We start from the raw sequence: 20,697 nt of genomic DNA, 5'->3' as shown, positions 1-20,697 counted from the left end.
TTGATGCAGGGCAATGTGCGGGTGGCCTGGATGACTGATCAACAAAGGCCTCGGACAAATCCTATGACGCTTGTATGACAGTTTCGATTCGTGGCGTCTTGCACAACTATAGTTACACTCAATCGGCCGTGGCTTCCTGTAGGGCGTGGGTGCGGCTATGATGGGCAACGTTTTTTATGCTTACGACCTGGAGAACTCCATGAGCAGCGATCTGATCAAACACGTCACCGACGCCACCTTCGAAGCCGAAGTGCTGCAGGCTCAAGGCCCGGTGCTGGTCGACTACTGGGCTGAATGGTGCGGTCCATGCAAGATGATCGCTCCGGTCCTGGACGACATCGCCGGCACCTACGAAGGCAAGCTGACCGTCGCCAAGCTGAACATCGACGACAACCAGGAAACCCCGGCCAAGCACGGCGTGCGCGGTATCCCGACGCTGATGCTGTTCAAGAACGGCAACGTCGAGGCGACCAAGGTCGGCGCGCTGTCCAAGTCCCAGCTGGCTGCGTTCCTCGACGCCCACCTGTGATGTGAAAGAGCCCCGCAAATGCGGGGCTTTTTTTGCCCCCGAGGCGCGATTTCCCCTGTCAAAACCACTAGACGCCGAAAAAAGCAAGTGTTACATTCGGCCTCGCACTGCTTCTCCAGTGCCCTTCGCACGCCGTCGCCGACGCACTCCCAATTCGAATCAGTACGCGATCCTGTCGCCAATCTAGCGGCGCGGCCTCATTAAGCCAGAAGCTTAATTCTCCCCCCTTCTTACATGATTACGTCACTCCCCTTATGAACCTGACAGAACTCAAGCAAAAGCCGATTACCGATCTGCTGGAAATGGCCGAACAGATGGGCATCGAAAACATGGCCCGTTCGCGCAAGCAGGACGTGATTTTCGCCCTGTTGAAAAAACACGCGAAGAGCGGCGAAGAGATCTCGGGTGACGGCGTGCTGGAGATTCTCCAGGATGGATTCGGTTTCCTGCGTTCGGCAGATGCCTCGTATCTGGCCGGCCCTGACGATATCTACGTCTCGCCCAGCCAGATCCGCCGCTTCAACTTGCGCACCGGCGACACCATCGTCGGCAAGATCCGCCCGCCGAAGGAAGGGGAGCGTTACTTCGCCCTGCTGAAGGTCGACACCATCAACTTCGACCGTCCGGAAAACGCGAAGAACAAGATCCTGTTCGAGAACCTGACGCCGCTGTTCCCGAACCATCGCCTGAAGATGGAAGCCGGTAACGGTTCCACCGAAGACCTCACCGGTCGTGTCATCGACCTGTGCGCACCTATCGGCAAGGGCCAGCGCGGCCTGATCGTCGCTCCGCCGAAAGCGGGCAAGACCATCATGCTGCAGAACATCGCGGCCAACATCACTCGCAACAACCCCGAGTGCCACCTGATCGTCCTGCTGATCGACGAGCGCCCGGAAGAAGTGACCGAGATGCAGCGCACCGTGCGCGGCGAAGTGGTCGCCTCGACCTTCGACGAGCCACCGACCCGCCACGTGCAGGTTGCCGAAATGGTGATCGAGAAGGCCAAGCGCCTGGTCGAGCACAAGAAGGACGTGGTCATCCTGCTCGACTCCATCACCCGTCTGGCGCGTGCCTACAACACCGTGATCCCGAGCTCCGGCAAGGTCCTGACCGGTGGTGTCGACGCCCACGCCCTGGAAAAGCCCAAGCGTTTCTTCGGCGCTGCCCGTAACATCGAGGAAGGCGGCTCGCTGACCATCATCGCCACCGCGCTGGTCGAGACCGGCTCGAAGATGGACGAGGTCATCTACGAAGAGTTCAAGGGTACCGGCAACATGGAGCTGCCGCTGGACCGCCGCATCGCTGAAAAGCGCGTATTCCCGGCCATCAACATCAACAAGTCCGGTACCCGCCGCGAAGAGCTGCTGACCGCCGACGACGAGCTGCAGCGCATGTGGATCCTGCGCAAGCTGCTGCATCCGATGGATGAAGTGGCGGCCATCGAGTTCCTCATCGACAAGCTCAAGCAGACCAAGACCAACGATGAGTTCTTCCTGTCGATGAAGCGCAAGTAAGCGTTTCACGCTGGAAATGATTGGGGCCGCTTCGCGTCCCTTCGCGGGCAAGCCCGCTCCCACAGATATCGCACAGATCCTGTAGGAGCGGGCTTGCCCGCGAAGGGGCGCGAACGGCCCCAAGTCATTGATGCGCCCTACGAACGAGCGCATTGCACTCTGCCATTTGGCTATCAAAGCCCGATCGGCGCTACACTCTGCACCCCGACCGATACAGCCAACACGAGGCTCACGCATGCAGTATCGCGATTTGCGCGACTTTATCCGTGGCCTGGAGCAGCGCGGCGAACTCAAGCGCATCCAGGTTCCGATCTCGCCCGTCCTGGAAATGACCGAAGTCTGCGACCGCACCCTGCGGGCCAAGGGCCCGGCGCTGCTGTTCGAGAAGCCCACCGGCTTCGACATCCCGGTGCTGGGCAACCTGTTCGGTACCCCCGAGCGTGTGGCCATGGGCATGGGCGCCGAGTCGGTCGGCGAGCTGCGTGAAATCGGCAAGCTGCTGGCCTTCCTCAAGGAGCCCGAGCCGCCGAAGGGCCTGAAGGATGCCTGGTCGAAGCTACCGATCTTCAAGAAAGTCGTGTCCATGGCGCCCAAGGTGGTCAAGGACGCGGTGTGCCAGGAGGTGGTGGTCGAGGGTGAGGATGTCGACCTGTCCCAGTTGCCGATCCAGCACTGCTGGCCGGGTGACGTAGCGCCACTGATCACCTGGGGCCTGACGGTGACTCGCGGGCCGAACAAGGATCGCCAGAACCTCGGCATCTACCGCCAGCAGGTCATCGGTCGCAACAAGGTCATCATGCGCTGGCTGAGCCATCGTGGCGGCGCGCTGGATTACCGCGAATGGTGCGAGAAGCACCCAGGCCAGCCGTTCCCGGTGGCCGTCGCGCTGGGCGCAGACCCGGCCACCATCCTGGGCGCCGTGACGCCGGTGCCCGACACCCTCTCCGAGTACGCTTTTGCAGGGCTGCTGCGCGGCAACCGCACCGAGCTGGTCAAGTGCCGCGGCAGCGACCTGCAGGTGCCGGCCACCGCCGAAATCATCCTCGAAGGCGTGATCCATCCGGGTGAAATGGCCCCGGAAGGCCCTTACGGCGACCACACCGGCTACTACAACGAGGTGGACAGCTTTCCGGTGTTCACCATCGAACGCATCACCCATCGACAACAGCCGATCTACCACAGCACCTACACCGGCCGGCCGCCCGATGAGCCGGCAATCCTGGGCGTTGCGCTGAACGAAGTGTTCGTGCCGATCCTGCAGAAGCAGTTCCCCGAGATCGTTGATTTCTACCTGCCGCCGGAAGGCTGTTCCTACCGCATGGCGGTAGTGACCATGAAAAAGCAATATCCGGGGCACGCCAAGCGCGTGATGCTGGGTGTGTGGTCGTTCCTGCGACAGTTCATGTACACCAAGTTCGTTATCGTCACCGACGACGACGTCAACGCCCGCGACTGGAACGACGTGATCTGGGCCATCACCACGCGCATGGATCCCAAGCGTGATACGGTGATGATCGACAACACGCCGATCGACTACCTCGACTTCGCGTCGCCGGTATCGGGCCTGGGGTCGAAGATGGGCCTGGACGCCACGCACAAGTGGCCGGGCGAGACTACACGCGAATGGGGCCGGGTCATCGTCAAGGACGATGCCGTCACCCGCCGTATCGATGAGCTGTGGGACCAGTTGGGAATAGATTGATGCAGGTGACCTTGCAGCCGTCCGGCGCGGTGCTGTCCATCGAGCCGGGCGAGAGGATTCTGGATGCAGCGCGGCGCCTGGGCTACGAGTGCCCGAGCAGCTGTCGCAACGGCAATTGCCATGTGTGTGCGGCGTTGCTGGTGGAAGGGCGGGTGCGGCAGGACGGTGAGGTCCGCGATCACGGTGAACTGTTCACCTGCATCGCCGAACCGCTGGAAGATTGCGTGCTGCTGTGGGATGGCGTGCTGGCCTTGGGCGAGTTGCCCGTGCGCAAGCTGGCCTGCACCGTCAGCGAGTGCGTCGAGGTAGGCGGGGATGTCTGGCGCGTGCGTCTGCGCGCGCCCGCCGGCAAGCCGCCGCGCTACCACGCTGGGCAATACCTGATGATCGAGCGGGAGGGGGCCGACAAGGCAGCCTTCTCGCTGGCATCTGCCCCGCATGCTGGTCGCGATCTCGAACTGCATGTGCTGGCCCGTGAAAGCAGCGCGGTAAAGCTGATCGAGCAGTTGCAACGCAACGGCATGGCCCGCATCGAACTGCCATTCGGTGACGCACACCTGGCCGAGCTGCCGGACGGACCGCTGGTGCTGATCGCTGCCGGGACCGGCATGGGCCAGATGCACAGCCTGGTCGAGCATTGCCGCGCCAACGGCTTCAAGCATCCGGTGCACCTGTATTGGGGTGTACGCCGGCCCGAGGAGTTCTACACCCTCGAGCACTGGGCCGAATGGGAGCGTCTGCCCAACCTGTTCCTGCACAAGGTGGTCAGCGACCTGTGTGGCTGGGAGGGGCGTTGCGGCCTTTTGCACGAGGCAGTGTGCGAGGATATCGCCGACCTGAACAGTGTGCATGTCTATGCCAGCGGTTCACCGAACATGGTCTATGGCACGCTCGATGCGCTGGTCGAGGCGGGCATGGATGCGCACCGCATGCGCGCCGACGTGTTTGCCTACGCTCCACGCGGCTGAGTAACCAGGTATTCATGAGAGCCTGCGGCGCGCTGCAATGGCGCGCCGTGATTAATAACCAAAGTTATCGTCGTCGATTATAAGCAGTGAATTATTACCCGCCGGGTTAATAACTTTTACTATGCTTATAACAACACTTTCCAGTCGTCGGTATCGCGCGTGAAACTTTGCCAAAAGGGGTTGAGGTTTCGCCGTCATATGTCTTACGGTAGGCACATCGTCATCAACCTCTTGCGGTACAGGCCCCGCAGCATTGGGTGCGGGCTCGCAGGCGAATGCGTCGATCGCAATACAGCACTCCGGTAGTTACACAGGAAATAATGGCGGCAGCCTATGTCGGCACTTGAAAGTTCTTCGTGGCAGGTTTCTTACCCTCCGTCGCTCGACTTCGGTCAACAACTGACCCCTGAGCAATTGCAGCACTCCATGACAACGACCATGTCCCGTCATGACGGTGGGCCTGTGTGGTTGTTCGCCTACGGTTCGTTGATCTGGCGTCCGGAGTGCAACTCGGTAGAGCGTCAGCGTGCGCGGGTGCACGGTTATCATCGTGGGCTTTACCTGTGGTCCCATGAGCACCGCGGTACACCAGAATGCCCAGGGCTGGTGTTCGGCCTGGATCGTGGTGGTTCGTGCAGCGGCTTTGCCTATCGCCTGGACGAGAGCTGCCTGGACGACTCGCTGATGGCCCTGTGGCAGCGGGAGATGCCTTATCCGGCCTATCGTCCGCATTGGCTGACCTGCCGACTCGATGACGGCAGCAAGGTGCAGGCCTTGGGCTTCGTGCTGGAGCGTCACTTGCCGTGCTATGCCGGCAACCTGCCGGACACCCTGTTCAGCCAGATTCTGGCCAGCGCCAAGGGGCGTTACGGCACCACGCGCGAGTACGTGGAGCAGACGCTGAATGCCCTGCGCAGCCACCAGATGCCTGACCGGGAGCTGGAAGCGCGGTTTCAGCGCTGCCACAACCTGCGCGAGGTTTGATTGCGCCGGCCTCTTCGCGGCAAGCCCGCTCCTACAGAGCCGGTACAGTTTGTAGGAGCGGGCTTGCCCGCGAAGAAGTCATCACCGAATCACCTGGTCAACACCACCAGCTTGCCCACCGCCTGCCGTTGCCCCAACCGTTCGATAGCCGCACCCGCTTCGCCCAGCGCGTAGGTCTGCGACACCAGCGGTTTCAACTTGCCCTCGGAATGCCACGCAAACAGCTGGCGGAAGTTGGCAGCGTTGTCTTCTGGTTGGCGCTGGGCGAACGCGCCCCAGAACACCCCCAGCACCGCCGCGCCCTTGAGCAGCACCAGATTGGCTGCCATCTGCGGGATGGTGCCACTGGCGAATCCCACCACCAGCAGCCGGCCGTTCCAGGCCAGGCCTCGTACGGCCTGGTCGAACAACTCGCCGCCGACCGGGTCGTAGATCACATCCACACCCTGGCCGTTGGTCAGGCGCTTGATCTCTTCCTTGAGGCTGGCCTGGCTGTAGTCGATCAGCTCATCCGCCCCGGCTGCCTTGGCCACGGCGAGCTTCTCGGCGCTGCTGGCCGCCGCGATGACCCGTGCACCCAGTGCCTTGCCGATTTCCACCGCTGCCAGACCCACGCCCCCTGACGCGCCGAGCACCAGCAGGGTTTCCCCTGCCTTGAGCTGGCCACGCTGGGTAAGTGCGTGCATCGAGGTGCCGTAGGTCATGCCGAAGGCGGCCGCCGTGGTGAAATCCATGCCTGCCGGGATGGGTAGCACATTGTAATAAGGCACCGCGACCTGCTCGGCGAAGGCGCCCCAGCCGGTGAGGGCCATGACCCGGTCGCCGACCTTGAAAGCCCCGGCCTTCTCGCCGACCGCCGCCACCACGCCGGCCGCTTCACCGCCAGGCGAAAAGGGTAGAGGAGGTTGAAACTGGTACTTGCCTTCGATGATCAGGGTGTCGGGGAAGTTGACCCCGGCGGCATGCACCTCGAGGAGGATCTCGTTCTTTTTCGGCACGGGGCCTGCGACCTCTTCCAGCACCAGGTCCCGTGCCGGGCCCAGGGTTTTGCACAACACAGCTTTCATCGGGCTATTCCTTTGCGGGTGATGGCCGATAAGTGTAGGAGGACGAAGGGGTGGGTCAACGAGCATGGCCTGCTCTGATGAGCCGGCATAAGCCCGGGCTTGGGTTTGAGCGATGCGCTGGGTAAGCTGGCGTCAATTGTATTGAGGAGCGATTTCGTGAAAGCGTGGATCTTGATGGTGCTGGCCCTGATGCTGCCCGTGGCGGCCATGGCCGAAGAGAGCAAGGAAGGCCAACCGAAGGTTGCCTACATCAACCTGAGCCCGCCTCTGGTCGGCAACTACGCCCTGGATGGCGGCCCCAAGCTGCGCGTCTACAAGGCCGACGTGGCCCTGCGCGTGACTGGCGATGCCGCTGCCGCGGCGGTCAAGCACCATGAGCCGCTGATCCGCAACCAACTGGTGGCGCTGTTCACCCAGCAAGGTGTGGACAACATGAGCAATGTCGAGGCCAAGGAAGCGTTGCGTCAGGAAGCCTTGAAGCAGGTCCAGCAGGTGATGGAAACCGAAGAAGGCAAGCCTATCGTCGAGGACCTGCTGTTCAACAACCTGATCGTGCAGTGAGGTCCCTGACGGGCGCCCACACATCGGCTGCCTGGATCACCTCGCCAGTGCGCAGATCGCCTGCCATTGCTCCGGGGTCACCGGCATTACCGACAAGCGGCTGCCCTTCTGTACCAGTGCAAGCGCTTCCAGCGCCGTCTGCTGCTTGAGCAAGCCGAGGCCAAGCACCTGGCCGAAAGTACGCACATGCTCGACATCCACTGCGCTCCAGGGGTTCTTCTCGGCACTGGCCTTGGCGTCGAAGTAGTGGCTTTGCGGGTCCAGCGCCGTCGGGTCGGGGTAGGCGCCGGCCTTGATCCGGGCGATCCCGGCGATGCCCGGTTGCGGGCAACTGGAGTGGTAGAAGAAGAATTCGTCGCCTACGCTCATGTTCCGCAGGAAATTGCGTGCCTGGTAGTTGCGCACCCCGTCCCAGCGCGCCTGGCCGAGACGGGCCAAGCCTTCGATGGAAAGTTCGTCGGGCTCGGATTTCATCAGCCAGTAGGCCATGGGTGCTGCTCCTGACAAGGTTTGAAATAAGATGTTGCATCAAACCGACAGCCGGTTGGCGTCAACGTTTGCGTGCCGCGTCACGTTGTCGGAAAATGCGCCGATTTTAAAGCTATACGCTCCGGTAGCACCAAGAAGGCTGCCGAGCCTGAACAGTTTGCCTAGGGGGGCAACGATGAACAAACGCAAACCGGACCTGCTGTGGATCCTGGCCTTCATCTTCGGTCTGGGCGTCGTCACCACGGGTTATGCGCAGGGTCTGTGGGAGCGAAAGCTGGACGCCGCCTATCAGGCGCCGGCCGTATCCGCCCAACAGCAACGCTGAATTTCTGCGGCGCGCGGCCTGACTTTCAGGCCGGCGCCAGGTACCAGTCACGGTCCGAGACCGTTCCGCGCAAGGGTACGTCCCAACTGGCCTGCGCCAGTCGTTCCACCTTCTGGCATTCATGTGCCAGCCCCAGCAGCAGCGGTTTCTTCCACGCCTTGCGCCGCCCCTGATAGGCCAGGCTGCGATCATAGAAGCCGCCGCCCATCCCCAGCCGTCCGCCCACTTCATCGAAACCCACCAGTGGCAGCAGGATCAGGTCGAGCGACCAGACCGGCCGCTGACGCTTGCGCTCGATGACCGGTTCAGGAATACGGAAGCGATTACGTCGCAGTTTTTCGCCCTGTTCGAAGCGTTGGAACACCATGCGCGTGCGCGGCCATGCATGCAGCACTGGCAGGTAGGTGCGCTTGCCGCGCCGCTGGGCTTCGCGCAGTAGCAGGCGTGGGTCGATCTCGCCGTCGTTGGGCAGGTACAGGGCGATATGCCGCGCGCGGCGAAACAGCGGGTGCTGGGCCAGTTGCCGGTACAGTCCGACGGCGGCCTGGCGTTGCTGGGCGGGCGTCAACGCGCGTCGTGCGTTGCGCAGCACGCGGCGAAGTTGTGGGCGGGTGAGCGGCACGGTGTCGGTCATGGCACAGGCGATCCCGGATGCTGGCCGCCGACGGCGGCGGCACAAACGAAATGCCCGCCGGTAAAGGCGGGCATTGAGAATTCAGGCTCCCCGACAAGACCGCTATCGGTGTAGCCCTTGAACCCGAAAGTTCAAGGTGGAGATTGCAGGAGGCGTTAAGGCTTTCCGTCGAGCGGACATGCACACCTGCCCCACGTGCAACCCCCGTGGTTGTGCGTATCGGCTCAGGGACATAACCGACTGGCGCATCCCCCAGGGAGTGGCGCCAGTATACCAATCTCAATCTTTTTTGCTAACCGCGTCGTCGGACAGTGCCTGGTCGACACGCTCGAGCAGGTCGCGCACCTGCTCGCGGGTGGTGCCGCCGCTGGCGACGTCAGGGCGCTCCTGGCGGTGCAGCAGTTCATGGGTGATGTTCAGTGCTGCCATTACCGCGATGCGGTCGGCACCGATCACCTTGCCGCTGCTGCGGATCTCGCGCATCTTGCCGTCCAGGTAGCGCGCGGCACCGACCAGGTTGTTGCGTTCTTCCGGCGGGCAGATGATCGAGTATTCCTTGTCGAGAATCTGGACGGTGACGCTATTGCTTGAACTCATGAGTCTTGCTCCAGGGCCTTCAGACGCAAGATCATCGACTCGATCTTGTGCCGGGCGATCTCGTTCTTTTCGATGAGGTGGGCGCGCTCTTCGCGCCAGGATTTTTCCTGAGCTACTAGGAGTGCATTTTGCCGTTTTAGTTGCTCGACGCGCTCGATCAGCAACTCGAATCGGCTCATCAGCGCTTGCAGGTCATTGTCTTGCATGGGTTGCACTCGATCCGCTCCTTCGTCGATCGCCTGGCGATCATGCCTCTGCCCGAGCCGCGACGGCCAGCGCAGATGGTCTTGGCGCGCCTGCCGGTGCTAGGATACAAGGTCTTCATTCTAGTCATATGCGCCGTCTGGCGCCTAGCCGCCCATGCCCAATACCCAATCGCCTTACACCGCCTTCGCCATGCTGCTCTCCAGCAATGGCCATCCCGCCACCCCTGCCGAGCTGCACGGCCTGCTGATCGGCCGCAGCTGCGCCGGTGCCGGCTTCGATGCCGACGCCTGGCTGGCCGACGCCGCCCAACTGCTTGAAACCGAGCCCGGTGACAACGTCCGCAACGCCCTGATCGGCCTGCAGGAGATGGTCAAGGCCGAGCTGACCGGCGAAGACGTCGCCATCGTGCTGCTGCTGCCGACCGATGATGCCGCCCTGAGCGATCGCGCCACGGCACTGGGCCAATGGTGCCAGGGCTTCATTACCGGTTTTGGCCTGAACGCGGGCGGCAAGGACCTGTCCACCGATGCCAAGGAAGTGCTCCAGGACCTGGTCGCCATCTCGCAAGTGCAAGAAGCGCTGGAAGAGTCCGAGGACGGCGAGAGCGACTACATGGAAGTCATGGAGTACCTGCGCGTCGCACCGCTGCTGCTGTACACGGAGCTGGCCGCGCCTGTTGCGCCGGCACCAAAACCATCGCTTCATTGATCGACCCGGGGGTCGTTTGCCCATGAGCCACATACCCAAGGCGGAGTACGCCCGTCGGCGCAAGGCGCTGATGGCGCAGATGGTCCCCGACAGCATCGCCATCCTGCCGGCGGCGGCCGTCGCGATCCGTAACCGCGACGTCGAGCACGTCTATCGCCAGGATAGCGACTTCCAGTACCTGAGCGGTTTCCCGGAACCCGAGGCGGTGATCGCCCTGATCCCCGGTCGCGAGCACGGCGAGTACGTGCTGTTCTGCCGCGAGCGCAACCCCGAGCGCGAGCTCTGGGACGGCCTGCGTGCCGGCCAGGAGGGTGCGATACGCGACTTCGGCGCCGACGATGCCTTCCCGATCACCGATATCGACGAGATCCTCCCCGGCCTGATCGAAGGTCGCGAGCGGGTCTACAGCGCCATGGGCAGCAACCCCGAGTTCGACCGCCGGCTGATGGACTGGATCAATGTGATCCGTTCCAAGGCACGCCTTGGCGCGCAGCCGCCGAACGAGTTCGTTGCCCTGGATCATCTGCTGCACGACATGCGCCTGTATAAATCGGCAGCGGAGGTGAAGGTGATGCGTGAGGCCGCGGCGATTTCCGCGCGCGCCCATGTACGGGCCATGCAGGCCTGCCGCGCCGGTCTGCACGAATACAGCCTGGAGGCCGAGCTGGACTACGAGTTCCGCAAGGGTGGCGCGAAGATGCCGGCCTACGGCTCGATCGTCGCTGCCGGGCGCAATGCCTGCATCCTGCACTATCAGCAGAACGATGCGCCGCTCAAGGACGGTGACCTCGTGCTGATCGACGCCGGTTGCGAGATCGACTGCTACGCCAGCGACATCACCCGTACCTTCCCGGTCAGCGGGCGGTTCTCGCCCGAGCAGAAGGCGATCTACGAACTGGTGCTCAAGGCCCAGGAAGCCGCCTTTGCCGAGATTGCGCCGGGCAAACACTGGAATCACGCCCATGAAGCGACGGTGCGGGTGATCACCCAGGGCCTGGTCGAGCTGGGGCTGCTCAAGGGTGAGGTGCAGGCGCTGATCGACAGCGAAGCCTACCGCGCGTTCTACATGCACCGTGCCGGACACTGGCTCGGCATGGATGTGCACGATGTAGGTGAATACAAGGTCGGCGGTCAGTGGCGGGTGCTCGAACCGGGCATGGCGCTGACTGTCGAACCAGGTATCTACATCGCAGCCGACAACCAGAGCGTGGCGAAGAAGTGGCGCGGCATCGGGGTGCGGATCGAGGACGACGTGGTGGTCACCAGAAAGGGCTGTGAAATTCTTACTTCGGGTGTGCCGAAGACAGTCGACGAAATCGAGGCACTGATGCTCGACGCGCGCAAGGACGTGGCATGAGCCGGGTCAACCTGGCGATCATCGGCGGCGGCCTGGTCGGTGCCAGCCTGGCGCTGGCGCTGCAGGCCGGGGCCAAGGCGCGCGGCTGGAAGATCCTGCTGATCGAGCCGTTCGCCCCCGGCGACAGCTTCCAGCCCAGCTACGATGCACGCTCCTCGGCGCTGTCCTTCGGCACTCGGCAGATCTACGACCAGCTTGGCCTGTGGCAGGGCATCGAGCGCCGCGCCGAACCGATTCGGCAGATCCAGGTGTCCGACCGCGGTCGCTTTGGCGCCACCCGCCTGGATGCCCAGGAAGAAGGTGTGCCTGCGCTGGGTTATGTGGTGGAGAACGCCTGGCTCGGCCAGTGCCTGTGGCAGGGGCTGGACAGCGAGGTGGTGAGCTGGCGCTGCCCGGCCGAAGTCAGGGCCATGCAGCCTGTCGAGGGCGGTTATCGCCTGCAACTCGACGATGACACCAGCCTTGAATGCGACCTGGCGATTCTCGCCGACGGCGGCCGCTCCGGCCTGCGCGAGCAGTTGGGCATTCATGTGCGCCGCACGCCCTATGACCAGAGCGCGCTGATCGCCAACATCTCTCCAGGCGAGGCCCATCGTGGCCAGGCCTTCGAACGATTCACCGAACAAGGCCCGATGGCCTTGCTGCCACTGCCGGAAAACCGCTGCGCGCTGGTCTGGACGCGGCAGGGCATGGACGCACGGCGTCTGGCCGATATCGACGAGCGCGCCTTCCTGCGCGAACTGCAGGACGCGTTCGGCTACCGCCTCGGCGCTCTGCGCCAGGTCGGCGCACGGCATCTCTACCCGCTGGCGCTGGTCGAAGCCGAGGAGCAGGTACGCCCGCACCTGGTGGTGCTGGGCAACGCGGCACACAGCCTGCACCCGATCGCAGGTCAGGGGTTCAACCTGTCGCTGCGCGACGTGCAGGCACTGGCCGAGGCCCTGCTCGCAGGCCCGCAGCAGCCGGGCGACCTGGCAACACTGCAGGGGTATCGCCAGCGCCAACGTCTGGATCAGAGCCTGACCATCGGCTTCTCCGACCAGGTCACCCGCCTGTTCGGCAGCGCCCAACCGCTGTTGGCCGCCGGTCGCAACCTCGGCCTGCTGGGCCTGGACCTGCTGCCACCGGCCAAGAGCTGGTTCGCCCGCCAGGCCATGGGCCTGGGAACCCGCCCCGACCCGCGGGGCCGCGCATGAAGGACGCCCGCAAGCTCGCCCGTCGGGCCCGCATGTTGCGCTGGTTGCTGAATTTCTACCCGCCCTACCTGGGGGCGGGTATCCGCGTGCAGCACATCAGCCCCGACATGCGCAGCGTCAAGGTGCGCATGAACCTGACCCGCTGGAACCGCAACTACGTCGGCACCCAGTTCGGTGGCAGCCTCTACTCGATGGTCGATCCGTTCTACATGCTGTTGCTGATCGAGCAACTGGGCCGCGAGTACATCGTCTGGGACAAGGCTGCCAGCATCGACTTCATCGCACCGGGCAAGGGCCCGGTGTTCGCCGAATTCCACATCGATGACGCACTGCTGGACGACATCCGCCAGCAGACGGCCGGTGGCAAGAAGTGCCTGCCGCGTCTGCAGGTCGATATCCGCGACGGCGCCGGCGAGCTGGTGGCGCGGGTCGACAAAACCCTATACGTGCGGCTCAAGCCGCAAGCGAGGCAGGCGTAAGGCATGGACATGCGCGCGGATCTGTTGATTGTCGGTGCCGGTATGGTCGGCAGCGCCCTGGCCCTGGCGTTGCGCCACAGTGGCCTGGAGGTGCTGCTGCTCGATGGCGGGCCGCTGTCGGTCAAGCCTTTCGATGACGCCGCGCCCTTCGAGCCGCGGGTCAGTGCCCTGTCGGCGGCCAGCCAGCGCATTCTCGAGCGTCTTGGCGCCTGGGAGGGCATTGCCGGGCGCCGCGTGACGCCCTATTCGGACATGCAGGTCTGGGACGGCAGCGGTACCGGTCAGATTCATTTCTCGGCCGCCAGTGTGCATGCCCAGGTGCTTGGCCACATCGTCGAGAATCGTGTGGTGCAGGACGGCCTGCTGGACCGTCTGCACGACAGTGACGTCGGGCTGCTGCCCAATGCTCGCCTGGAGCAGTTGCGCCGCTCCGGCGATGAGTGGCTGGTGACCCTGTCCGATGGCCGTCGCCTGCGTGCGCCGCTGGTGGTCGCCGCCGACGGCGCCAATTCGGCCGTGCGGCGCCTGGCGGGCTGCGAGACGCGCGAGTGGGATTACCTGCATCACGCCATCGTCACCAGCGTGCGCTGCAGCGAGGCGCACCGCGCCACGGCCTGGCAACGCTTCACCGACGAAGGGCCGCTGGCTTTCCTGCCGTTGTCGCGGGATGACGGGCAGCACTGGTGCTCGATCGTCTGGTCCACTACCCCGGAGCAGGCCGAGCAGGCCATGGCGTTGGATGACGCGGCATTCTGCCAGGCGCTGGAGCGCGCCTTCGAAGGCCGCCTGGGCCAGGTGCTGCACGCCGACCGCCGTGTCTGCGTACCGCTGCGCCAGCGCCATGCCAAGCGCTATGTGGACGAAGGCCTGGTGCTGATCGGCGATGCTGCCCACACCATCCACCCCCTGGCGGGGCAGGGCGTCAACCTGGGCTTTCTCGATGCGGCAGTGCTGGCCGAGGAGCTGATGCACGCGTGCGAGCGTGGCGAGCGCCTGGCGGATGTGAAGGTGCTGAGTCGCTACGAGCGTCGACGTATGCCGCACAACCTTGCCCTGATGGCGGCGATGGAGGGCTTCGAACGGCTGTTCCAGGCCAATCCTCTGCCTCTGCGCTGGCTGCGCAACACGGGCTTGAAACTGGTGGAAGGGATGCCCGAGGCCAAGGCAGTGTTCGTGCGCCAGGCCTTGGGGTTGAGCGGCGACCTGCCAGACCTGGCCAAGGCGTGAGGGCCCTATCGCGGGGCAAGCCCGCTCCTACAGGTACGCCACCTGCTTGAAGAACGGGGTGGTGCTGTAGGCGCGGGCTTGCCCCGCGATTGCTTTGCAACATCCGGTAACTGCTTCCAGGGTGAGTGGGAAAATGGGATTCACTACCATTTGCATCTCTTTAACCCCGAGGAGCATCCACCATGTCGCCCCGCAAGCCCCTACTGGCCGCCCTGGCCCTGACCCTGTTCGCCGGTTCCGTCCAGGCGGCGGATGATGAAGTGGTGGTGTACTCCTCGCGCATCGACGAACTGATCAAACCGGTATTCGATGCCTACACCGCCAAGACCGGGGTGAAGATCAAGTTCATCACCGACAAGGAAGCGCCGCTGATGCAGCGCATCAAGGCCGAGGGCCAGAACGGCGTCGCCGACCTGCTGCTCACCGTGGATGCCGGTAACCTCTGGCAGGCCGAGCAGATGGGCATCCTGCAGCCGATCAAGTCGGACATCATCGACAAGAACATTCCGCCGCAGTACCGCGCCTCTTCCCACGACTGGACCGGTCTGAGCCTGCGTGCGCGGACCATCATCTACTCCACCGAGCGGGTCAAACCCTCGGAACTGAGCACCTACGAAGCCCTGGCCGACAAACAGTGGGAAGGCCGCCTGTGCCTGCGCACCGCGAAGAAGGTCTACAACCAGTCGCTGACCGCCACCCTGATCGAGACCCATGGCGAGGCCGAGACCGAGAAGCTGGTCAAGGGCTGGGTCAACAACCTGTCCACCGACGTGTTCTCCGACGACAACGCAGTGATCCAGGCCGTGGCCGCGGGCCAGTGTGACGTGGGCGTGGTCAACACCTACTACTACGGGCGCCTGCACAAGGCCGACCCGAAGCTGCCGGTGAAGATTTTCTGGCCCAACCAGGGCGACCGTGGCGTGCACGTCAACCTCTCGGGTATCGGCCTGACCAAGCATGCCCCGCACCCGGAAGCGGCGAAGAAGCTGGTCGAGTGGATGACGGGCGAGGAAGCGCAGAAGCTGTTCGCCGACATCAACCAGGAATTCCCGGCCAACCCCAAGGTCAAGCCATCTGATGAAGTCGCGGCCTGGGGCAGCTTCAAGGCCGACAGCCTGCCGGTGGAAGTGGCCGGCAAGCGCCAGGCCGAAGCCATTCGCCTGATGGATCGGGCTGGCTGGAACTGAGTTTCACAGCTTATCCTCTCGGGGCCTTCCTGGGCCCCTTCGCCTGAAGCCGCTCCCACAGGTTGGAAGCGGCTTTAGCTGCGAACGACCGCACAGCGGTCGCAACCTGCAACCGAGATACCTGCCTTGCCCCACTCCCCTCAACGCCGCTGGTACCTTGCGGTCAGCCTTGTCGCCGCTCTGGTGCTCCTGCCCCTGAGCGTACTGGTGCTGTCGTGGCAGTCGATCGACACGCAGATCTGGTCGCACCTGCTCGACACCCAGATGAGCCGCCTGCTGGGCAACACCTTGACCCTGGTGCTGGGCGTGGGTGTCGGCGTCACCGTGCTGGGCGTCAGCCTGGCCTGGCTTACCAGCCTCTGTGAGTTCCCCGGTCGGCGCTGGCTCGACTGGGCGCTGATGCTGCCCTTTGCCATCCCCGCCTATGTGCTGGCCTTCGTCTTCGTCGGCCTGCTGGACTTCTCCGGCCCGGTGCAGAGTGCCTTGCGCGAGGTGTTCGGGCCGATGCGCCTGCCCCGGGTACGTTCGACCGGCGGGGTCATCATCGTGCTGGTGCTGGTGTTCTACCCCTATGTCTACCTGCTGGCGCGCACGGCGTTCCTGGCCCAGGGCAAGGGCCTGATGGAGGCCGCAAGGGTGCTGGGGTTGTCGCCGTTGCAGGCGTTCTGGCGGGTGGCGCTACCGATGGCGCGGCCGGCCATTGGCGCGGGCATCGCCCTGGCGTTGATGGAGACGCTGGCGGACTTCGGTGCGGTCTCGGTGTTCAACTTCGACACCTTCACCACCGCCATCTACAAGACCTGGTACGGATTCTTCAGCCTGTCCGGTGCGGCGCAACTGGCCAGCCTGTTGCTGCTGGCCGTGATGCTGGTGCTTTATGGAGAACGCCGCGCCCGTGTCGCCAGCCGTAGCGGCAACGAGCGTCCGCGCGGGCAGGCGCTCTATCATCTGCGCGGGCTCAAGGCGCTTGCGGCCAGTGGTTGGTGCCTGCTGGTGTTCGCCTGCGCCTTCGTCATCCCGCTGCTGCAGTTGCTGGCCTGGTTCTGGCAGCGTGGCCGACATGATCTGGACGAGCGCTATGGCGCGTTGATCCTGCACACCCTGTACCTGGGCACGATGGCGGCGTTGATCACCGTCAGTGTGGCGCTGCTGCTGGCCTTTGCCCGGCGTCAGGCGCCCACGCCATCGATTCGTGTCGGCGTCGGCTTGGCCAACCTGGGCTACGCCTTGCCTGGCTCGGTGCTCGCGGTGTCGATCATGCTGGCGTTCAGCTATCTGGACAATCAACTGGTGATTCCGCTTTCCACCTGGCTGGGCGGCGCCGGCAAGCCGCTGTTGCTGGGCAGTGTGTCTGCGCTGTTGCTGGCCTATCTGGTGCGCTTCATCGCGGTGGCCTACGGGCCGCTGGAAAGCAGCCTGGAGCGGATCCGCCCGTCGCTGCCGGAGGCTTCGCGCAGCCTCGGCGTGGCGGGGCCGAGATTGTTTTTCAAGGTGTATCTACCGCTGCTGGTGCCGGGTGCGCTCAGTGCCGCGCTACTGGTGTTTGTCGATGTGCTGAAGGAGATGCCGGCCACGCTTCTGATGCGGCCGTTCGGCTGGGACACCCTGGCCGTGCGGGTGTTCGAGATGACCAGCGAGGGCGAATGGGCGCGCGCTTCGCTGCCGGCCCTGACCCTGGTGCTGGTGGGGCTTTTGCCGGTCATCGGCCTGATCCGCCGCTCTGCCTCTCGTCCTGGGCATCCTCGCTGAGGGTGCCAGTCCCCGCCCTTGCGGCTACAATGCGCGGCATTCGTAGAGGTGGGTCCTACAAGATCAGGTGTTGATTCAACAGCACCGACCGCCTCTGCTTCGCCACGCCCGGAAGGAGAAACCCATGGGACAGCGCACGCCCCTGTACGACCTGCATCTGGCGCTCGGCGCCAAGACGGTCGATTTCGGCGGTTGGGACATGCCCCTGCATTACGGCTCTCAGGTCGAAGAACATCATCAGGTCCGCAGTGATTGCGGCGTCTTCGACGTTTCCCACATGACAGTCATCGACATCGACGGTGCCGACGCCACCCCCTGGCTACGGCGCCTGCTGGCCAACGACGTGGCCCGCCTCCAAAGCCCCGGCAAAGCCCTCTACAGCCCGTTGCTCAATGAGCAGGGCAGGGTCATCGACGACCTGATCGCCTACCGCACCGAAGACGGCTATCGACTGGTGGCCAATGCTGCCACCCGCGACAAGGTACTGGCCTGGCTTGAGGCCCAGAGCGAAGGCTTTACCGTAGGCATCGAGGCACGCCCCGAGCTTGCGATCCTCGCCATCCAGGGGCCCCACGCCCGTGAGAAGGTCGCCGCGTTGCTCAGTGTTGCGCGTGCGGCGCTGATTCGCGAGCTGCGCCCGTTCGAGGGCGTCGCCGAAGGCGACTGGTTCGTCGCCCGCACCGGCTACACCGGCGAAGATGGGCTGGAAATCATCCTGCCGGGCGATCAGGCCGCAAGCTTCTTCTACGACCTGGTCGGCGCCGGCATCGCCCCCAGCGGCCTTGGTGCTCGTGACACGCTGCGCCTGGAGGCCGGCATGAACCTGTACGGCCAGGATATCGACGAAGCCCACACACCGCTGACCTCCAACCTGGGTTGGAGCGTTGCCTGGGAGCCTGCTGAACGCGATTTCATCGGCCGCAGCGGCCTGCTGGCGGAAATCGAGCGTGGTGTGCAGGACAAACTGGTCGGCCTGGTACTGGAGGAGCGCGGCGTTCTGCGTGCCCACCAGACAGTTCGTGTTGCCGGTATTGGCGAAGGAGAGATCACCAGTGGTAGTTTCTCCCCTACGCTAAGCAAGTCCATTGCCTTGGCGCGCGTGCCCATCGCCACTGGCGACCGCGCCGAAGTAGAGATTCGTGGCAAGTGGTATCCGGTGCGGGTGGTCAAACCGACCTTCGTGCGCTACGGCAAGACCCTGATCTGAACACTCAATTACCGGCGGTAGACCGCTGAGCCAACCGAGGAATACGACACATGAGCAATATCCCCGCCGACCTGCGTTTTGCTGAAAGTCATGAATGGGCGCGCCTGGAAGCCGACGGCACCGTGACCGTGGGTATCAGCGATCACGCCCAGGAAGCTCTGGGTGATGTGGTGTTCGTCGAACTGGCCGAAGTCGGCAAGGTGTTCGCCGCGGGCGACGCTGCGGGGGTGGTCGAGTCGGTCAAGGCCGCATCCGACATCTACGCCCCGGTCGGCGGCGAAGTTATCGCCGTCAACGAGGAGCTGGCCGACAGCCCTGAGCTGCTCAATGAAGAGCCCTACGAATCGTGGATCTTCAAGCTCAAGCCAAGCGACAAGGCCGAGCTGGACAAACTGCTGGACGCGGCAGGCTACAAGGCTGCCATCGGCGAGTGATGGCGTGCGGCCGAGGCCGCACACAGGGGCTGCCTGGCAGCCCTATTCCAGCGTAACGCCCAAGGCCTGTGCACAGGCTTGCAGCGAACGTCGTTCGCTCTGGGCGTACAGCGCAAGTTCGTCCTGCACCTTGAGTCCCAGCGCTGCCTCGAAGGCGTCGCGGTTGGCATTGCTGCCATAGTCGGCCTGGGCATCGTCGCCCAGATTCGACTGGAAGATCCCTGCGGCACTGACCGGCAGGAAATCCTCGTACACCAGCGCCTCGAAATGAACATGCCCAGCGTCGATCAGGCCTTGCAGCGTGGACGGTCGATCCTGGCGACCTCGTTCGGCCAGGCCTTTTTCGGTGGCGAAGTAACGGAAGTACGCCAGCCCCTGCTCGCGCATCTGCGTCAGATCATCCGGGAATTCGGCAAAGTGTTGCGCCAGCAGCGTCTTGTAGTGCTCGGCATTGGTTTCGGCCGGTACGCCGTTGAGGGCGGCCCGGGTCGCGTCGAGCAGGCGGTCGTAGAGCGCCCGGCCTTTCGGCGTCAGCGCCGCCCCGCGTTGCTCGATCTCGCCGAAGCGCGCGGTGTGGCTGCCCTGGGCATCGCTGAACGCGACCTTTTCCTGCAACGCCTTGAAGCTGGTCTGACGCAGCAGTATCGGGTGACGCCGAGTGGGCGGGCCTTCGACCACGGCCTTGGGCGGAATGCCCTTGGCCGGCATGCCGACCTGGATCGCATCGATGTCCAGCGTGCGTGGCGTCAGGTGATTGATATGCGGGCCCTTGAAGGCCACCACATCGGCGATCAGGCGGTGCTGATCGTGCAGTTGCTGGTACTGTTCGGCGGTGACCGTGGCTTGCTGGTGCCAGCGGAAAGTGTGCAACGCCTCCTGTACGAAGGTTTCGGCATCGGCTGCGTTCAGGCCGCCGTCGCGTTCGCGTTGGGCGATCAGTTCGAGCACGCGCGGGGTGAAGATCTGGCGTTTGGCCAGGATGTCCTGGGCCAATGCGCGCAGGGGCGGGTTATCGATCAGCTCCAGGCGCAGCAGCGAGGTGAACACGCGGAACGGGCTGATGTGCAGCGCCTGTTCGTGCACCGCGCGAAAGGCGGTGGAGTGCACCGGGACGCCGGCCGAGCTCAGGTCGTAGTAGCCAACCGGCTGCATGCCCATGACGGCGAACAGGCGGGCGATGGTCGCCAGCTCTTCGGCGGTGCCGACGCGGATCGCGCCATGGCGCTCCTGATCCAGGCGTTCGACTTCACCGGTCCAGCGCAGGGCCTGGGCGACTTCAGGCTGCTGGGCCATGACCTGCTGGTTGATTTCGCTCACCAGCGCCAGCAGCGTGCCGTATAGCGGCACTTCCTGTTTGTACATGAGCGACATGGCGGCAGAGAACTGCGCGCGGATGCTGTCGGGGCTGACGAAATCGTGGGCGGGCATCGCTAGCTTCCTGAAGGTCAGTAGATACCCTTACATGAAAGCGGGGAATGGACTTTGTCCACAAGCGAAAAAAAGTGTGAGGGTCATTCCTTTTGCTATTGAATTTGCCGGCCCAATCGCGGGGCAAGTCGCAGCGGCGAACCGCCGC

22 protein-coding genes and 1 other RNA gene are annotated in these 20,697 nt (G+C 63.9%); 16 read left to right on the top strand and 7 right to left on the bottom strand.

The window, feature by feature from the left end; translation table 11 throughout:
- Nucleotides 1-199: 199 nt before the first annotated feature.
- From trxA to F6X62_RS05075, 5 genes are all read left to right on the top strand, one after another.
- Nucleotides 200-529: a thioredoxin TrxA gene (trxA, locus tag F6X62_RS05095; RefSeq protein ID WP_060477188.1), complete on the top strand. Its 330-nt coding sequence runs from the start codon at nucleotides 200-202 to the stop codon at nucleotides 527-529.
- A gap of 254 nt (nucleotides 530-783) precedes the next feature.
- On the top strand, nucleotides 784-2,043 hold the full coding sequence (rho, locus tag F6X62_RS05090; RefSeq protein ID WP_039581904.1) for a transcription termination factor Rho: 1,260 nt from the start codon (nucleotides 784-786) through the stop codon (nucleotides 2,041-2,043).
- Between the two features lie 235 nt (nucleotides 2,044-2,278).
- Nucleotides 2,279-3,745: a 4-hydroxy-3-polyprenylbenzoate decarboxylase gene (ubiD, locus tag F6X62_RS05085; protein ID WP_153772880.1), complete on the top strand. Its 1,467-nt coding sequence runs from the start codon at nucleotides 2,279-2,281 to the stop codon at nucleotides 3,743-3,745.
- The gene (locus F6X62_RS05080; protein ID WP_054894091.1) at nucleotides 3,745-4,713 is read left to right on the top strand and encodes a CDP-6-deoxy-delta-3,4-glucoseen reductase; all 969 of its coding nucleotides are present in this window, start codon (nucleotides 3,745-3,747) and stop codon (nucleotides 4,711-4,713) included. The genes ubiD and F6X62_RS05080 overlap by 1 nt, the downstream gene beginning before the upstream one ends.
- Before the next feature lie 333 nt (nucleotides 4,714-5,046).
- The gene (locus F6X62_RS05075) at nucleotides 5,047-5,697 is read left to right on the top strand and encodes a gamma-glutamylcyclotransferase (protein ID WP_054894090.1); all 651 of its coding nucleotides are present in this window, start codon (nucleotides 5,047-5,049) and stop codon (nucleotides 5,695-5,697) included.
- A gap of 89 nt (nucleotides 5,698-5,786) precedes the next feature.
- Here F6X62_RS05075 and F6X62_RS05070 read toward each other — a convergent pair whose 3' ends face one another.
- Nucleotides 5,787-6,764, bottom strand: coding sequence for an NADPH:quinone oxidoreductase family protein (locus tag F6X62_RS05070; RefSeq protein ID WP_153772879.1), 978 nt, complete (start codon nucleotides 6,762-6,764; stop codon nucleotides 5,787-5,789).
- A 156-nt stretch (nucleotides 6,765-6,920) separates the two neighbouring features.
- On the opposite strand from F6X62_RS05070, the gene F6X62_RS05065 reads away from it, so the two are divergent.
- Nucleotides 6,921-7,325 carry a flagellar basal body-associated protein FliL gene (locus tag F6X62_RS05065; RefSeq protein WP_063542054.1) on the top strand — a complete coding sequence of 135 codons (405 nt, stop codon included), beginning with the start codon at nucleotides 6,921-6,923 and terminating at the stop codon, nucleotides 7,323-7,325.
- Between the two features lie 36 nt (nucleotides 7,326-7,361).
- Here F6X62_RS05065 and F6X62_RS05060 read toward each other — a convergent pair whose 3' ends face one another.
- Nucleotides 7,362-7,814, bottom strand: coding sequence for an EVE domain-containing protein (locus F6X62_RS05060; RefSeq protein WP_125931031.1), 453 nt, complete (start codon nucleotides 7,812-7,814; stop codon nucleotides 7,362-7,364).
- A gap of 175 nt (nucleotides 7,815-7,989) precedes the next feature.
- Between F6X62_RS05060 and F6X62_RS25165 the strand changes: the two genes are divergently transcribed.
- Nucleotides 7,990-8,139 carry a hypothetical protein gene (locus tag F6X62_RS25165; protein ID WP_172964797.1) on the top strand — a complete coding sequence of 50 codons (150 nt, stop codon included), beginning with the start codon at nucleotides 7,990-7,992 and terminating at the stop codon, nucleotides 8,137-8,139.
- Nucleotides 8,140-8,164: 25 nt separating this feature from the next.
- On the opposite strand, the gene F6X62_RS05055 is transcribed toward F6X62_RS25165, so the two are convergent.
- From F6X62_RS05055 to F6X62_RS05040, 4 genes are all read right to left on the bottom strand, one after another.
- Complete coding sequence (locus F6X62_RS05055) at nucleotides 8,165-8,773, bottom strand: 5-formyltetrahydrofolate cyclo-ligase (protein WP_063542056.1); 609 nt, start codon at nucleotides 8,771-8,773, stop codon at nucleotides 8,165-8,167.
- A gap of 83 nt (nucleotides 8,774-8,856) precedes the next feature.
- Nucleotides 8,857-9,035, bottom strand: a non-coding RNA gene (ssrS, locus tag F6X62_RS05050) — 6S RNA.
- A 17-nt stretch (nucleotides 9,036-9,052) separates the two neighbouring features.
- Entirely contained in the window at nucleotides 9,053-9,370 is a 318-nt protein-coding gene (locus F6X62_RS05045) for a cell division protein ZapA (protein WP_153772878.1), read from the bottom strand.
- Nucleotides 9,367-9,576 carry a TIGR02449 family protein gene (locus F6X62_RS05040; protein ID WP_054894084.1) on the bottom strand — a complete coding sequence of 70 codons (210 nt, stop codon included), beginning with the start codon at nucleotides 9,574-9,576 and terminating at the stop codon, nucleotides 9,367-9,369. Before F6X62_RS05040 ends, F6X62_RS05045 begins: the two co-directional genes overlap by 4 nt.
- A gap of 154 nt (nucleotides 9,577-9,730) precedes the next feature.
- Between F6X62_RS05040 and F6X62_RS05035 the strand changes: the two genes are divergently transcribed.
- The 9 genes from F6X62_RS05035 (at nucleotide 9,731) to gcvH (ending at nucleotide 19,121) form a co-directional block, all read left to right on the top strand.
- The gene (locus tag F6X62_RS05035; protein WP_112897075.1) at nucleotides 9,731-10,285 is read left to right on the top strand and encodes a YecA family protein; all 555 of its coding nucleotides are present in this window, start codon (nucleotides 9,731-9,733) and stop codon (nucleotides 10,283-10,285) included.
- A gap of 22 nt (nucleotides 10,286-10,307) precedes the next feature.
- On the top strand, nucleotides 10,308-11,642 hold the full coding sequence (gene pepP, locus F6X62_RS05030) for a Xaa-Pro aminopeptidase (protein ID WP_054894082.1): 1,335 nt from the start codon (nucleotides 10,308-10,310) through the stop codon (nucleotides 11,640-11,642).
- Nucleotides 11,639-12,838: a 2-octaprenyl-6-methoxyphenyl hydroxylase gene (ubiH, locus tag F6X62_RS05025; RefSeq protein WP_063542059.1), complete on the top strand. Its 1,200-nt coding sequence runs from the start codon at nucleotides 11,639-11,641 to the stop codon at nucleotides 12,836-12,838. Before pepP ends, ubiH begins: the two co-directional genes overlap by 4 nt.
- On the top strand, nucleotides 12,835-13,317 hold the full coding sequence (locus F6X62_RS05020; protein WP_054894080.1) for a DUF4442 domain-containing protein: 483 nt from the start codon (nucleotides 12,835-12,837) through the stop codon (nucleotides 13,315-13,317). Before ubiH ends, F6X62_RS05020 begins: the two co-directional genes overlap by 4 nt.
- Before the next feature lie 9 nt (nucleotides 13,318-13,326).
- Complete coding sequence (locus F6X62_RS05015) at nucleotides 13,327-14,544, top strand: 2-octaprenyl-3-methyl-6-methoxy-1,4-benzoquinol hydroxylase (RefSeq protein WP_178117524.1); 1,218 nt, start codon at nucleotides 13,327-13,329, stop codon at nucleotides 14,542-14,544.
- Nucleotides 14,545-14,726: 182 nt separating this feature from the next.
- A complete protein-coding gene (locus F6X62_RS05010) occupies nucleotides 14,727-15,731 on the top strand; it encodes an extracellular solute-binding protein (RefSeq protein ID WP_112897078.1) in 1,005 nt (334 codons plus the stop codon).
- A 126-nt stretch (nucleotides 15,732-15,857) separates the two neighbouring features.
- The gene (locus tag F6X62_RS05005) at nucleotides 15,858-17,480 is read left to right on the top strand and encodes an iron ABC transporter permease (protein ID WP_153772876.1); all 1,623 of its coding nucleotides are present in this window, start codon (nucleotides 15,858-15,860) and stop codon (nucleotides 17,478-17,480) included.
- Nucleotides 17,481-17,604: 124 nt separating this feature from the next.
- Complete coding sequence (gene gcvT, locus F6X62_RS05000; RefSeq protein ID WP_153772875.1) at nucleotides 17,605-18,687, top strand: glycine cleavage system aminomethyltransferase GcvT; 1,083 nt, start codon at nucleotides 17,605-17,607, stop codon at nucleotides 18,685-18,687.
- Between the two features lie 50 nt (nucleotides 18,688-18,737).
- On the top strand, nucleotides 18,738-19,121 hold the full coding sequence (gene gcvH, locus F6X62_RS04995; RefSeq protein ID WP_054894075.1) for a glycine cleavage system protein GcvH: 384 nt from the start codon (nucleotides 18,738-18,740) through the stop codon (nucleotides 19,119-19,121).
- Between the two features lie 42 nt (nucleotides 19,122-19,163).
- Here gcvH and F6X62_RS04990 read toward each other — a convergent pair whose 3' ends face one another.
- Complete coding sequence (locus F6X62_RS04990; RefSeq protein WP_153772874.1) at nucleotides 19,164-20,549, bottom strand: VOC family protein; 1,386 nt, start codon at nucleotides 20,547-20,549, stop codon at nucleotides 19,164-19,166.
- Between the last annotated feature and the right edge of the window lie 148 nt (nucleotides 20,550-20,697).

The sequence above is a fragment of the Pseudomonas sp. MNR3A genome, assembly GCF_009650575.1.
In the GTDB taxonomy this organism is placed as follows: domain Bacteria; phylum Pseudomonadota; class Gammaproteobacteria; order Pseudomonadales; family Pseudomonadaceae; genus Aquipseudomonas; species Aquipseudomonas machongensis.
The sequence above is the reverse complement of the archived record's forward strand: the minus strand, read 5'-3'. Positions and strand labels throughout refer to the sequence as shown.